Source organism: Actinoplanes sp. CA-015351 (assembly GCF_050955685.1).
Lineage (GTDB): Bacteria > Actinomycetota > Actinomycetes > Mycobacteriales > Micromonosporaceae > Actinoplanes.
Window position 1 is genome coordinate 1,239,490 of sequence record NZ_CP192102.1, and the last position, 12,947, is coordinate 1,252,436.

13 protein-coding genes, 2 tRNA genes and 1 rRNA gene are annotated in these 12,947 nt (G+C 64.8%); 7 read left to right on the forward strand and 9 right to left on the reverse strand.

What is annotated here, in order from left to right; genetic code table 11:
• Nucleotides 1–3 precede the first annotated feature (3 nt).
• The 8 genes from ACQP2E_RS05730 to ACQP2E_RS05765 form a co-directional block, all read right to left on the reverse strand.
• Nucleotides 4–669 (reverse strand): cysteine hydrolase family protein, encoded by a 666-nt coding sequence (locus tag ACQP2E_RS05730; RefSeq protein ID WP_433828823.1) that lies wholly within the window; start codon nucleotides 667–669, stop codon nucleotides 4–6.
• Complete coding sequence (gene biuH, locus ACQP2E_RS05735) at nucleotides 669–1,367, reverse strand: biuret amidohydrolase (protein ID WP_433828824.1); 699 nt, start codon at nucleotides 1,365–1,367, stop codon at nucleotides 669–671. The genes ACQP2E_RS05730 and biuH overlap by 1 nt, the downstream gene beginning before the upstream one ends.
• The gene (locus tag ACQP2E_RS05740; protein ID WP_433828825.1) at nucleotides 1,364–2,941 is read right to left on the reverse strand and encodes an allophanate hydrolase; all 1,578 of its coding nucleotides are present in this window, start codon (nucleotides 2,939–2,941) and stop codon (nucleotides 1,364–1,366) included. Before ACQP2E_RS05740 ends, biuH begins: the two co-directional genes overlap by 4 nt.
• A gap of 72 nt (nucleotides 2,942–3,013) precedes the next feature.
• Nucleotides 3,014–3,649 (reverse strand): GntR family transcriptional regulator, encoded by a 636-nt coding sequence (locus ACQP2E_RS05745; protein ID WP_433828826.1) that lies wholly within the window; start codon nucleotides 3,647–3,649, stop codon nucleotides 3,014–3,016.
• 33 nt (nucleotides 3,650–3,682) lie between these two features.
• Nucleotides 3,683–3,859: a hypothetical protein gene (locus ACQP2E_RS05750; protein WP_433828827.1), complete on the reverse strand. Its 177-nt coding sequence runs from the start codon at nucleotides 3,857–3,859 to the stop codon at nucleotides 3,683–3,685.
• A 49-nt stretch (nucleotides 3,860–3,908) separates the two neighbouring features.
• A complete protein-coding gene (locus tag ACQP2E_RS05755) occupies nucleotides 3,909–4,415 on the reverse strand; it encodes an SRPBCC domain-containing protein (protein ID WP_433828828.1) in 507 nt (168 codons plus the stop codon).
• Entirely contained in the window at nucleotides 4,412–4,732 is a 321-nt protein-coding gene (locus tag ACQP2E_RS05760; protein WP_433828829.1) for an ArsR/SmtB family transcription factor, read from the reverse strand. Before ACQP2E_RS05760 ends, ACQP2E_RS05755 begins: the two co-directional genes overlap by 4 nt.
• 266 nt (nucleotides 4,733–4,998) lie before the next feature.
• Nucleotides 4,999–5,069 (reverse strand) — tRNA-Gly (locus ACQP2E_RS05765).
• A gap of 131 nt (nucleotides 5,070–5,200) precedes the next feature.
• Between ACQP2E_RS05765 and ACQP2E_RS05770 the strand changes: the two genes are divergently transcribed.
• From ACQP2E_RS05770 to ACQP2E_RS05795, 6 genes are all read left to right on the forward strand, one after another.
• Nucleotides 5,201–5,274 (forward strand) — tRNA-Pro (locus ACQP2E_RS05770).
• A gap of 37 nt (nucleotides 5,275–5,311) precedes the next feature.
• On the forward strand, nucleotides 5,312–6,661 hold the full coding sequence (gene tig, locus ACQP2E_RS05775) for a trigger factor (protein ID WP_433828830.1): 1,350 nt from the start codon (nucleotides 5,312–5,314) through the stop codon (nucleotides 6,659–6,661).
• Between the two features lie 207 nt (nucleotides 6,662–6,868).
• Nucleotides 6,869–7,501 (forward strand): ClpP family protease, encoded by a 633-nt coding sequence (locus tag ACQP2E_RS05780; RefSeq protein ID WP_111648064.1) that lies wholly within the window; start codon nucleotides 6,869–6,871, stop codon nucleotides 7,499–7,501.
• Between the two features lie 11 nt (nucleotides 7,502–7,512).
• Nucleotides 7,513–8,175: an ATP-dependent Clp protease proteolytic subunit gene (locus tag ACQP2E_RS05785; protein WP_111648063.1), complete on the forward strand. Its 663-nt coding sequence runs from the start codon at nucleotides 7,513–7,515 to the stop codon at nucleotides 8,173–8,175.
• A gap of 210 nt (nucleotides 8,176–8,385) precedes the next feature.
• The gene (gene clpX, locus ACQP2E_RS05790; RefSeq protein ID WP_111648062.1) at nucleotides 8,386–9,678 is read left to right on the forward strand and encodes an ATP-dependent Clp protease ATP-binding subunit ClpX; all 1,293 of its coding nucleotides are present in this window, start codon (nucleotides 8,386–8,388) and stop codon (nucleotides 9,676–9,678) included.
• Nucleotides 9,679–9,759: 81 nt separating this feature from the next.
• Nucleotides 9,760–10,554: a carbon-nitrogen hydrolase family protein gene (locus tag ACQP2E_RS05795; RefSeq protein WP_433828831.1), complete on the forward strand. Its 795-nt coding sequence runs from the start codon at nucleotides 9,760–9,762 to the stop codon at nucleotides 10,552–10,554.
• An 8-nt stretch (nucleotides 10,555–10,562) separates the two neighbouring features.
• Here the strand turns inward: ACQP2E_RS05795 and ACQP2E_RS05800 are convergent, their stop codons facing one another.
• Nucleotides 10,563–10,778, reverse strand: a complete 216-nt coding sequence (locus ACQP2E_RS05800) for a hypothetical protein (protein ID WP_433828832.1) — start codon at nucleotides 10,776–10,778, stop codon at nucleotides 10,563–10,565.
• A gap of 553 nt (nucleotides 10,779–11,331) precedes the next feature.
• Between ACQP2E_RS05800 and ACQP2E_RS05805 the strand changes: the two genes are divergently transcribed.
• Nucleotides 11,332–12,846: ribosomal RNA gene (locus ACQP2E_RS05805) — 16S ribosomal RNA — on the forward strand.
• Nucleotides 12,847–12,947 lie beyond the last annotated feature (101 nt).

Here is a 12,947-nt window from a genome sequence, read left to right on the forward strand (position 1 = left end):
TCTTCACTCCTGAATGGCGGAGATCACTGCGGGGGATTCGGCGACCCAACCGAAGATGCCGCCCTGTGCGGCGATCATCTTGAGGCCGACCTGCTGGAACTCCGGGAAGTAGGAACCGACGCAGTCGGCCAGGACCAGGCACTCGTAACCCCGGTCGTTCGCTTCCCGGACAGTGGTGTGCACGCAGACCTCGGTCGTCACGCCGGTGACGATGAGGCTGGTCACGCCCGATTTTTCGAGAATTTCCGACAAATCGGTCGCATAGAAGGCTCCCTTGCCGGGCTTGTCGATCACGACCTCGTCACCGATCGGCTGGAGTTCGTCGATGATGTCGTGGCCGTATTCGCCCTGGATGAGGATCCGGCCGAAGGCGCCTGGGTCGCCGATGCGCTGGCTGGGCGCGCCGCGATTGAGCTTCGCCGGTGGGCAGTCGGACAGATCCGGCTTGTGCCCCTCGCGGGTGTGGATGATCGGCAGGCCGTTGGCGCGCCACGCCGTCATGAGCGCTGCCAGCGGCTTGATGGTCCGCCGCAATTGCGACACATCGTTCCCCAGCGACTCACCGAAGCCGCCGGGCATCAGGAAGTCCCGCTGCATGTCGATGACGAGCAGCGCGGTGGTGTTCGGATCGAAGGTGAATTTCCCCGGTTGGGCGTCGACGCTGGGCATCATGCCTCCGTTGTTGTCGCCGCGATCACGTCGTCCGAAGTGGCGACGCAGCCGAAGACACCGCCCTGCATGGTGACCATGTGCAATGCGGCGGTGTGGTTGGACGGATCCGTGGCGCCGGTGCAGTCACTGAGGATCAGGCACTCGTAACCACGGTCGTTCGCCTCGCGCATCGTGGTGTGCACGCAGACATCAGTGGTGATGCCGGTGAGGATCAAATGCGAGATCCCATGGGTACGCAGAACGAGGTCGAGGTTGGTGGCGTAGAACGCGCCCTTCCCCGGCTTGTCGATCACGACCTCGCCCGGCGCCGGAGCGACCTCGGGCACGATCTCCCAGCCCGGCTCGCCCTTGATCAGGATCCGTCCGCACGGGCCCTGATCGCCGATCCCGGCCCCGATCCGGGCCGACCGCCATTTCTTGTTGGCCGGCAGGTCGGAGAGGTCCGCGTCGTGACCCTCCCGGGTGTGGATGACGAGCATTCCCAGCTCGCGGACGTGCGAGAGAAGTTTCGCGGTGTTCGGCAGGCCGGCCCGGGTCAGCTCGATGTCGTACCCCATCGCGTCGACATATCCGCCGGGTCCACAGAAGTCGGTCTGCCAGTCGATGCAGAGCAGCGCGGTCCGGTCCACCGGGACCGAGCCGTCGTAGGGCCAGGTGTACGGGTTGGCCTCGACCGGGCCGATGCGTGCGGTCATGAGTGAGATCCCTTCAGGCGGTGGTTCCGCCAGCCGCCGCTGGCGGTGATGTCCGGTGCGCCGTTCACGGCGTACGCCTCGCAGAGAAAGCCGGTGACCTGGGCGCCGTCCTCCAGCTCGAGCCGGCCCAGGGCCAGCGGTGCCGGGATGCCGGCGAGAAAACCGCCGACCTTCGAGGCGGGCAGCTGCCAGAGCTCGACCTCGATCGAGGCTCCTTCATCTGTGTCGCTCCCGGTCGCCCGGACCAGGCCCGGCGCGCCACTCGACAGCTGGTAGAGGCGGTAACAGGACGCGGTACGCGTGGTCCGCAGCAGCCGCCCGCCACGGTCCAGGAGCTCGTTGTTACGTGGTTCGCCGCGCAGATGCAGGCCGACGACAGCGAGCGTCATCACGTCGTCGGTGGGGATCGTCAGTGCCAGTTCCATCAGGGTGTCGTCACTGAACGCCGGCCCGAACAGCGTGATCGACGCGGGCCGGCCGTCCTCGGTGAACCCGTTCGGCACTGTCACCGCGGCCAGGTCCAGCAGGTTCGCGAACTGGGTGTACCACCCGAGCGTCAGGTTGTGCCCGATCGGGTCCTCGGCGATCTCGTCGTGCGTGAACGTGGTCCCGATCGTCGGCAGCGCCAGCACGTCGATGCGTTCCCACATCCGGTCGGTGGCGGCGCGCAGCTCCTGGAGCCGGTGCTGAGCCCGGAACGCGTCAGCGGCGGTGAACCGGTGCCCGCCCTCCAGGATCTGCCGGGTGATCGGCAGGATGCTGCTTTGGTGCCGGTCGACGAACTCGCCGAGGTCAGCCAGGCGCTCGGCCACCCACGGGCCGCGGTAGAGCAGGTCACCGGCCTCCAGGAGCGGGCTGATGTCCACCGTGGTGTCACCGGTGAACCGGGCGAACGCCTTCTCCTGGCCGGCGTCGGCCTCGATGCTCTCCGGAACGCCGATCCGCGGGCGATCGATCACCTTTTTGTGCTCCACGCGGGACCACGGATCGTCTCGCTCCGGCCCGCGCGCCACCCGCATCACCCGCTGCGCCGTCGCCAGGTCCCGCGCGAAGATCGAGACGCAGTCCAGCGAGCGGCAGGCCGGCACCACGCCGAGCGTGCTGAGCAGGCCACGGGTGGGCTTGATGCCGTAGATCCCGTTGAGCGCCGCGGGCACCCGCCCGGAGCCCGCCGTGTCGGTGCCGAGCGCGAAATCCACTGATCCGTTCGCGACAGCGACAGCCGATCCGGAACTCGACCCGCCCGAGATCAGCCCGCCGCCGAAGACGCTTTCCGGCGATCCGTACGGCGATCGCGCGCCGGTCAGGCCGGTCGCGAACTGGTCCAGATTGGTCTTGCCGACCGCGATCGCTCCGGCCTTTTCCAGGCGCGTGACCACTGCGGCGCTGCGTTCCGGCTGGTAGGCGAAGTCCGGGCAGGCTGCGGTGGTCGGCAGCCCGGCGACGTCGATGTTGTCCTTGACCGCGAACGTCAGCCCCGCAAGAGGAAGTCCCGGATCGATTCCGGCGGCCCGCTCCCGCAGCTCGCCATCATCGAACCGGCTGATCCAAACTCCCGACCCGTCAACACTCACATCGTCGATTGTCGACAGTTTCGTTTCAGAAAACCCCGTGCTCGGTTACGCGCCGATTTCCCAGAGCGATCTTCAGCTCAGATAGGTACGGGCCCCATGAGTGCTCAGCACCGCGAGGATCTCGGAGTGGTCATCGGACTCGATGGCAGCGAAGAGTCGCTCGTGGCGTTGCACGCCGTCCGCCGGAGCGGCAGTCTCGGCCTCGCGGCGCATGTTGACGGCCATGTAGAGCTGGATGCGTACCAAAATCGACTCGTACAAACCGGTGAGCTGGCGGTTACCGCTCAGGGCGACCACCTCGGCGTGGAAACGGCGGTGCGCGTTCGCCAGCTCCAGGCGGTCGTCGGCCTCGGTGGCCTTGCGGATCGTGTCGAGGGCGACGCGGAGCCGGGACAGGTCCGGCGCCGGTGGCATCGTCGAGACGGCGTGGCGTTCCAGCACGTCACGGACCTCGTAAAGCTCCCGCACGTCCTCGTCGGAGAGGGTGGCGACCCGCGCGCCGCGGCGCGGGATGTGCTCGACCAGGCCCTGCTCGGCCAGCAGGCGCATCGCCTCACGGAGAGGGGCGCGGCTGATGCCGAGGCGGCGGGTCAGTTGCTCCTCGACCAGGCGCTCACCAGGATCGGTGCGCCCGCTCAGGATGTCTCGCCGCAGTCGATCGACGGCAAGCTCGACGAGACTGTATGTCTCCAACTCCCCGTCACTCACGCGGCCAGTCTGCCAGTCGCGGTGGGAGGCGCCTCAGATGCCTTCCGATTTGTGGAGCCAGTCCGCCTCGTGGGTCTCTTTGTGCGGTCGGTCCGCCTTGTGGGCCCCGGCCGGGCGGTCGCCGGCGTTGCTGGTGCGCCGGTCGCGAAGGAAGACGAACACTCCCAGACCGACCACGGCTATCGCGGCAATGATGAAAAAGCTGGTCATAGGCCGAACGGTAACCGGCCCTGACAAGGCCGGTCACCGCAGGCTTGGCCTATTGGCCGGCCAGGATCTTGCCGGTCTCCAGCAGCGACTTGAGGTCGCTGAGCACCCAGGCCCAGCCGCCGCCACCCTCGGCGCCGGCCTCCGGGGCACCCTTGATCATCGTGCCGGTCGCGGGCGCGTCAGTGACGTCGTGCGTGATGGTGACCCGGCAGACACCGGGACCGGCGTCCTCGATGTCGTAGGTGAGCGTGGTGAACGGCTCGCTCGCGGTGCTCGGATCCATCAGCATCCGCCAGGTCTGCACCAGGCGGCGCGGCTCGTCCACCTCGAGAATCTCGCCCTCGATGATGGTCTCCGGGATCTGGAAGCCGTTGGCCGCGGAGTAGTCCTTCATCTCCTGGGTGGCGGTCGAGTAGAACTTGCCGCCCTTCTTCAACTCGTAGAACTGGGGCGCCGCGTACCCGTAGCGCGCGTTCCACTCGGGGTCGGTGACGGCGGTCCAGATCTTCTCCGGGGTCGCCTTGATCCAGATGCGGAAAACCTGGGTCGTGCTCATGGCTCTTCCTCCAGCTGTCGCTTGAGATCGATCAGTGCGGTGACCTGGTGCTCGGTGTATTTGTCGATCCACCTGTCGTGGATCTGCCGGATCGGCACGGGGTTGAGGAAATGCAACTTTTCCCGGCCGGAGCGGCGCACGACGACGAGACCCGCCTCCTCGAGCACCTTGAGGTGCTTGGCGACGCCGAACCGCGTCATCTCCAACTCGGACTCCAGCTCGGACTGCGTGCGGCCGTCACGCGCGAAGAGGAGATCGAGCAGGAAGCGACGGCTCGGGTCACCAAGGGCCTTGAACACCCGATCGTCGTCCGTCATCACCCAAAGTTAGGTGACCAAACAGTCACCTGTCAACGTACACGAGGGCCAAAGAGTGACCGAAGGCCAAAGAGTGACCGATGCTCAAAGAGTGACCGAAGGTCAAGAGTGACCGAAGGTCAAAGAGTGACCGAAGGTCAAAGAGTGACCGAAGGTCAAAGAGTGAGTCCGCACCGTGGGGGTCTGGGGGCTCGGCCCCCAGGCAGATATGGCGAGCGCCCCGGTCTGCTGCGTTCCTCAGCAGCAGACACAGGGCGCCCAAAGCGAGCGGGCGACGAGAATCGAACTCGCGTAGTCAGTTTGGAAGACTGAAGCTCTACCATTGAGCTACGCCCGCATGACCCCGATTTTACCCGGGGGCACAGGCACACTCTACTGAATCATCTGCCGTCCGCGCGAACCGGATTCCCCAGCAGGTGACTCCAGCGCACACGCAGGCGAGCCGACCGCATACACTGGCCGACGCCACGGGGTGTGGCGCAGCTTGGTAGCGCACTCGCTTTGGGAGCGAGGGGCCGTGGGTTCAAATCCCGCCACCCCGACTGAAATCAACTGTCCGCAGCAACAAGGAGTACGCCTGTGAAGAGCACCGTCGAGACTCTGAGCCCGACTCGGGTGAAGCTCGCCATCGAGGTGCCGTTCGACGAGCTCAAGCCGAGCCTGCAAAAGGCGTACCGGGAGATCGGCGCGCAGGTGCAGGTCCCGGGCTTCCGTCGTGGCAAGATCCCCGCAGCGGTGATCGACCAGCGCGTCGGCCGTGGTGCGGTCCTCAACGAGGCCGTGCAGGAGGCGATCCCGCAGCAGATCCTCGCCGCGGTGCAGGAGCATGACGTCAAGACGCTCGGCCGTCCCGAGGTGGAGATCACCGAGTTCGCCGACAACGCGCCGCTGAAGTTCACGGCCGAGGTCGACGTCCGCCCGGAGATCACCGTCCCGGACCTCTCCACGATCGCCGTGACGGTTCCCGCCGTCGAGATCGGCGACAACGAGATCGACGAGCAGATCAACGGCCTGCGTGAGCGCTTCGCCACCCTGAAGACCGTCGAACGGCCCGCCGCCGAGGGCGACTACGTGCAGCTCGACCTCAACGCCACCGTCGACGGCGAGGAGGTGCCGGGCGGCTCTGCCACCAACATCTCCCACGAGGTCGGCAGCAAGCAGCTGCTGCCGGGTCTGGACGAGGTGCTCGTCGGCCTCTCCGGCGGCGAGGAGGCCACCTTCACCACGCAGCTGGTGGGCGGTGACTTCGCCGGGCAGGACGCCGAGGTGAAGGTCGTCGTGCGGACCGTCAAGGACAAGCAGCTTCCCGAGATCGACGACGAGTTCGCCCAGCTGGCGAGCGAGTTCGACACCCTCGAGGAGCTCAAGGGCGACCTGCGCGAGCGTCTCACCAAGGTGAAGAAGGTCGAGCAGATCTACGCGGCCCGTGACGAGGCTCTCAAGCAGCTCGTCGAGGCGGCGAACATCCCGGCGCCCGAGGGCGTCGTCAAGGACGAGGTCGAGGGCCGCAAGCAGGCCATGACCGACCAGCTCGAGCGGATCGGCGCGACTCTTACGGACTACCTCGCCTCCGAGGAGAAGACCGAGGAGCAGATCGACCAGGAGCTGACCGAGGCCGCCGAGGAGGGCGTCCGGATCCAGCTGCTGCTCGACACCGTCGCCGACGCCGAGGACGTCCAGGTCTCCGACGACGAGTTCGGCCACGAGATCGTGCACCGGGCGCAGCGTGCCCAGATGCAGCCGCAGCAGTACTACGACCAGCTGGTGCGCTCCGGCGCCGCGGCCTCGGTCTTCGGCGACGTGCGCCGGGGCAAGGCGCTGGCCTCGGTCATGGAGCAGGTCTCGATGTCGGACAGCGAGGGCAACGTCCTCTCGCTCGACGACCTGCGGGCCGCGGGCGAGGACGAGCACGCCGGGCACAACCACTGATAACACCGTTCAGCCGGCCACCGTGCAGCGCTTGCGCCGCACGGTGGCCGCTGCCGTTTCATGGGTACGCCCAGAGGCGGGTGCGCTGTCAGCGAACACCCGCCTGAGCGGGAAGCTGATGCGCATCCGACCAGTTAGGTTGGTCGTACGACGGACAACCTGCCGGCCGGATCTCTCGGCCGACACAGTCAGCTGTGAAGGGCTGCCATGACCGATCTCCACATCCCCGCCACCCCCATGGCGCGGCGGGGCGAAGCACTCAGTGGCAACCTCGACGATTCGGTTTTCAACCGCCTGCTGCGTGAGCGCATCATCTTTCTCGGCAGCGAGGTGACCGATGCGGTCGCCAACCGCATCTGCGCGCAGCTGCTGCTGCTCTCCGCCGAAGACCCCGAGGCTGACATCCACCTCTGGATCAACTCACCCGGTGGCTCGGTCTACTCGGGCATGGCGATCTACGACACGATGCAGTTCATCGACAACGACGTGTCCACCGTCGGCATGGGCATGGCGGCCTCGATGGGACAGTTCCTGCTCTGCGCCGGGACCGCGGGCAAGCGCTACGCCCTGCCGCACGCGCGCATCATGATGCACCAGCCGTCCGGCGGGATGGGTGGCACGGCCGCCGACATCGCCATTCAGGCCGAGCAGATGCTTTACACCAAGCGGATGTTCCAGGAGCGCATCGCGTTTCACACGGGACAGACCCAGGAGCAAATCGCTGCCGACTTCGACCGTGACCGCTGGTTCACGGCGCAGGAGGCGAAGGACTATGGCTTCATCGACAAGGTGATCACCGGGGCCACTCAGGTCCCGGACGGTGCCGGAACGCTGAACTGAGGAGCTGAACCATGACCGACCTTTCTATGCCTCCCGGGTTCGCACCGGTGCACAACCGCTACGTGCTGCCCTCGTTCTCCGAGCGCACCTCGTGGGGGATCAAGGAGTCGAACCCGTACAACAAGATGTTCGAGGACCGGATCATCTTCCTCGGCGTCCAGGTGGACGACGCGTCGGCCAACGACGTGATGGCCCAGCTGCTGACGCTGGAGAGCACCGACCCGGACCGCGACATCCTGATGTACATCAACTCGCCCGGTGGCTCGTTCACCGCGATGACGGCCATCTACGACACCATGCAGTACGTCCGGCCTGACATCAGCACGGTCTGCCTCGGCCAGGCGGCCAGCGCCGCGGCCGTCCTGCTCGCCGGCGGCACCCCGGGCAAGCGGATGGCGCTCCCGCACTCGCGGATCATCATCCACCAGCCGGCCACTGAGGGTGGTTACGGTCAGGGGTCGGACATCGAGATCCAGGCCCGCGAGATCATGCGGATGCGCACCCAGCTGGAAGAGATGCTTTCGCACCACTCCAACCAGCCGCTCGACAAGGTCAAGAAGGACATCGACCGCGACAAGATCATGACGGCGGCCGAGGCCAAGGAGTACGGCCTGGTCGACGTGGTCCTCGCGACGCGTAAGAAGAGCCTGCAGGGCGTCGGCGCCGGCAACTGAGTGCGCCGTGCAGGGGCCGGCCGGTGATGGTTAGACTGGCCGACCCCTGACACGCCCGTTTTGGGGGGTCGGAGAACAGCTCCACAGCGGGTAACGTCGAGTCTGCATCCTCAGTTACGCGGGTCGGCGGACGATGAGATGGCAACGAGGCATTCCGTCCTCGTAAACGGACCGGTCGGCGATCGGCCATTGAACGCAGGGAGAACGTAGGTGGCACGGATCGGCGACGGTGGCGACCTACTCAAGTGCTCCTTCTGTGGGAAGTCGCAGAAGCAGGTCAAGAAACTCATCGCGGGCCCTGGGGTCTACATCTGCGACGAGTGCATCGACCTCTGCAACGAGATCATCGAAGAGGAGCTGGCCGAGACCGGCGAGGTGAAGTGGGAAGAGCTTCCCAAGCCGATGGAGATCTGCCAGTTCCTGGACAACTATGTTGTCGGCCAGGAGCAGGCAAAGAAGGCGCTCTCCGTCGCGGTCTACAACCACTACAAGCGCATTCAGGCCGAGTCGAACGGTGCGCCCGGTGGGGGCAGTGACGTCGAGGTTGCCAAGTCCAACATCATGCTCATCGGTCCTACCGGCTGCGGCAAGACACACCTGGCCCAGACGCTGGCCCGGATGCTCAACGTGCCGTTCGCCATCGCGGACGCCACGGCGCTGACCGAGGCCGGTTACGTCGGCGAGGATGTCGAGAACATCCTGCTCAAGCTGATCCAAGCGGCTGACTACGACGTGAAGCGTGCCGAGCAGGGCATCATCTACATCGACGAGGTCGACAAGATCGCTCGCAAGAGTGAGAACCCGTCGATCACGCGTGATGTCTCCGGCGAGGGTGTCCAGCAGGCCCTGCTGAAAATACTCGAGGGCACGGTTGCGAACGTTCCGCCGCAGGGCGGCCGCAAGCACCCGCACCAGGAGTTCATCCAGATCGACACGACGAACGTGCTGTTCATCGTTGGCGGTGCTTTCGCCGGCCTCGACCGGATAATCGAACAGCGCGTCGGCCAGAGCGGCGTCGGTTTCGGTGCCCGCCTGCGGTCGATCTCGGAGCGGAACACCGACGACATCTTCAGCAGAGTGATGCCGGAGGACATGCTGAAATTCGGGCTCATCCCCGAGTTCATCGGTCGTCTCCCGGTCATCACGACGGTGCGCAACCTCGACCGTGAGGCTCTCATCAAGATCCTCACCGAGCCGCGCAACGCCTACGTGAAGCAGTACCAGCGTCTCTTCGAGCTCGACGGTGTCGAGCTGGAGTTCGACGAGGGTGCACTCGAGGCGATCGCCGACCAAGCCATGCTCCGTGGCACCGGCGCTCGTGGTCTCCGCGCGATCATGGAAGAGGTCCTCCTCTCGGTGATGTACGAGGTGCCCAGCAACCCCGATGCGGCACGCGTGGTGATCAACCGCGAGGTGGTCCTGGAGAACGTGAACCCCACGATCGTCCCGCGCGAATTCGTCGGCCGGCGTCGCCGGCCGGACCGCGAGGAAAAGTCCGCCTGAGTTCTTTAGGCCGCCGCCCGATCTCCGGGCGGCGGCTTTTTGCTGCCCGCTTTCACGGGCCTGAGTCGTACGCTTCAACTTATGCGCGTCGCTGTCTGCCAGCTGAACTCACGTGAAGAGCGTGCCCAGAACCTCACTGTCGCCCGGGAGTTGCTTGAGCGAGCCGCCGCGGGCGGCGCGAAACTCGCGATCCTCCCGGAGTACGTGGACTTCCTGGGGAAGGGGTCCGACACGCCCGAGCCGGAACCGGTCGACGGTGAATTCGGCACGTTCTTCGCGGCGGCCGCGCGCGAGCTCGGGATCTGGGTGCACGCCGGCTCGTTCCACGAGATCGGGCCCGATCACAACCGGACCTACAACACCACGTTGCTCTTCGCGCCGGACGGCACGCTCACCGCCACCTATCGCAAGATCCATCTGTACGACGTAGAGATCGCGGGCCGTGTCTCCTACCAGGAGTCACGAACTGTGGCGCCGGGGGAGGAGACCGTGGTGGCCGCGGTGGCAGGCGTCCCGTTCGGCCTCAGCATCTGTTACGACCTGCGGTTCCCGGAGCTGTACCGGCAGCTCGCCATCGCCGGCGCGAAAGTCCTGGTGGTTCCCGCCGCCTTCATGCTGCACACCGGGCGTGACCATTGGGAGGTCCTGCTGCGCGCCCGTGCGATCGAGAACCAGTGTTACGTGCTGGCTGCCGGCCAGATCGGCGACCATGAGCCAGGACGGACTTGTTTCGGTCGCAGCATGATCATCGACCCGTGGGGGACGGTGCTCGCCCAGGCGCCGGACACGGTGGGCGTCACGTTCGCGGATCTGGACCTGGAGAGGCTGGAAACGATCCGTGCCGAGCTGCCGAGCCTGGCTAATCGCCGGCTTTGAGGCTCAGGTCACAAACTCTGTACGAGGTAGCTGACGACGGCGAGTCCGACCACCGCACTGCCGACCAAAAGAAGAGCCCCACCCATCCGGGTGGGGCCTCTCAGGAACAGGCGATGGACCGAGACAACCACCGTGACCAGCACAAGCAAGCCGATCACGATCTGCCAGAGCGGCACGATGAGGCCGAGAAACGCGTCGACCGCCAACGTCCCGGAACCGTCCATGACGCCACTCTGTCACGGTTTCTATTCGCCGTGTGTCGCCGCGCCGCCCGGACGGACCATGAACGTCGATTTGCGGTTGCCCGCCCCAGTCCCGTAACTTCTTCTCTGCAAGCGGGAAACCGGTACGGAGCGGCACGAAAGTGACAATCCGGAAGGTGACTCGGGAGCAGTCGAGAGCGAGCTAAGCTTGACCTCGACGGCCGGGTGGTGCGGCCAGATCCAAGAAATTGGATTTGCGGCCGCGACGCTGACCGGCTAGAGTGGTTCAGCCAGCAGGAAACGGACGAGATGAAAATCCGGCCGTCTGCTAGAGCCACATCACCTGGGCGATGCCGAGAGGCGAAAACCGACCAGGTAATCTTGAACGGTTGCCTCGACGGCGAGCCTCTTAGCTGAGGTTAACTTCGATGTGCGGTTGTTCTTTGAGAACTCAACAGGGTGCTTGATAAGCCAGTGCCAATAATGGCATTACCCCGACCCATCTCTTACCGGGGATGGGTGGGAGATTCCTTTGGCAACATTTGTTTGTTGCCGGGACGCTTTTCCAAAGATTTTGTTGGAGAGTTTGATCCTGGCTCAGGACGAACGCTGGCGGCGTGCTTAACACATGCAAGTCGAGCGGAAAGGCCCTTCGGGGTACTCGAGCGGCGAACGGGTGAGTAACACGTGAGTAACCTGCCCCAGACTTTGGGATAACCCTCGGAAACGGGGGCTAATACCGGATATTACTTTGCATCGCATGGTGCTTGGTGGAAAGTTTTTCGGTTTGGGATGGACTCGCGGCCTATCAGCTTGTTGGTGAGGTAATGGCTCACCAAGGCGAGGACGGGTAGCCGGCCTGAGAGGGCGACCGGCCACACTGGGACTGAGACACGGCCCAGACTCCTACGGGAGGCAGCAGTGGGGAATATTGCACAATGGGCGGAAGCCTGATGCAGCGACGCCGCGTGAGGGATGACGGCCTTCGGGTTGTAAACCTCTTTCAGCAGGGACGAAGCGCAAGTGACGGTACCTGCAGAAGAAGCGCCGGCCAACTACGTGCCAGCAGCCGCGGTAAGACGTAGGGCGCGAGCGTTGTCCGGATTTATTGGGCGTAAAGAGCTCGTAGGCGGCTTGTCGCGTCGAATGTGAAAACTCGGGGCTCAACTCCGAGCTTGCATTCGATACGGGCAGGCTAGAGTTCGGTAGGGGAGACTGGAATTCCTGGTGTAGCGGTGAAATGCGCAGATATCAGGAGGAACACCGATGGCGAAGGCAGGTCTCTGGGCCGATACTGACGCTGAGGAGCGAAAGCGTGGGGAGCGAACAGGATTAGATACCCTGGTAGTCCACGCTGTAAACGTTGGGCGCTAGGTGTGGGGGACCTCTCCGGTTTTCTGCGCCGCAGCTAACGCATTAAGCGCCCCGCCTGGGGAGTACGGCCGCAAGGCTAAAACTCAAAGGAATTGACGGGGGCCCGCACAAGCGGCGGAGCATGCGGATTAATTCGATGCAACGCGAAGAACCTTACCTGGGTTTGACATCGCCGGAAAACTCGTAGAGATACGGGGTCCTTCGGGGCCGGTGACAGGTGGTGCATGGCTGTCGTCAGCTCGTGTCGTGAGATGTTGGGTTAAGTCCCGCAACGAGCGCAACCCTCGTCCCATGTTGCCAGCATTTAGTTGGGGACTCATGGGAGACTGCCGGGGTCAACTCGGAGGAAGGTGGGGATGACGTCAAGTCATCATGCCCCTTATGTCCAGGGCTTCACGCATGCTACAATGGCCGGTACAAAGGGCTGCGATACCGTGAGGTGGAGCGAATCCCAAAAAGCCGGTCTCAGTTCGGATCGGGGTCTGCAACTCGACCCCGTGAAGTCGGAGTCGCTAGTAATCGCAGATCAGCAACGCTGCGGTGAATACGTTCCCGGGCCTTGTACACACCGCCCGTCACGTCACGAAAGTCGGCAACACCCGAAGCCGGTGGCCTAACCCCTTGTGGGAGGGAGCCGTCGAAGGTGGGGCTGGCGATTGGGACGAAGTCGTAACAAGGTAGCCGTACCGGAAGGTGCGGCTGGATCACCTCCTTTCTAAGGAGCAACTTTCCGCGAAAGCGGACAGTAGCCCGCACCGCCCGAATGTGGTGGTGGGGTGCTCAAAGGCGGAGACACTGGCCAGTTATCTGCCGGCA

Coding starts and splice junctions, on each gene's coding strand:
- ACQP2E_RS05730 (WP_433828823.1), bottom strand. CDS start 669: ATGCCCAGCGTCGACGCCCAACCGGGGAAATTCACCTTCGATCCGAAC.
- biuH (WP_433828824.1), bottom strand. CDS start 1,367: ATGACCGCACGCATCGGCCCGGTCGAGGCCAACCCGTACACCTGGCCC.
- ACQP2E_RS05750 (WP_433828827.1), bottom strand. CDS start 3,859: ATGACCAGCTTTTTCATCATTGCCGCGATAGCCGTGGTCGGTCTGGGA.
- ACQP2E_RS05755 (WP_433828828.1), bottom strand. CDS start 4,415: ATGAGCACGACCCAGGTTTTCCGCATCTGGATCAAGGCGACCCCGGAG.
- ACQP2E_RS05760 (WP_433828829.1), bottom strand. CDS start 4,732: ATGACGGACGACGATCGGGTGTTCAAGGCCCTTGGTGACCCGAGCCGT.
- ACQP2E_RS05780 (WP_111648064.1), top strand. CDS start 6,869: ATGACCGATCTCCACATCCCCGCCACCCCCATGGCGCGGCGGGGCGAA.
- ACQP2E_RS05785 (WP_111648063.1), top strand. CDS start 7,513: ATGACCGACCTTTCTATGCCTCCCGGGTTCGCACCGGTGCACAACCGC.
- ACQP2E_RS05795 (WP_433828831.1), top strand. CDS start 9,760: ATGCGCGTCGCTGTCTGCCAGCTGAACTCACGTGAAGAGCGTGCCCAG.
- ACQP2E_RS05800 (WP_433828832.1), bottom strand. CDS start 10,778: ATGGACGGTTCCGGGACGTTGGCGGTCGACGCGTTTCTCGGCCTCATC.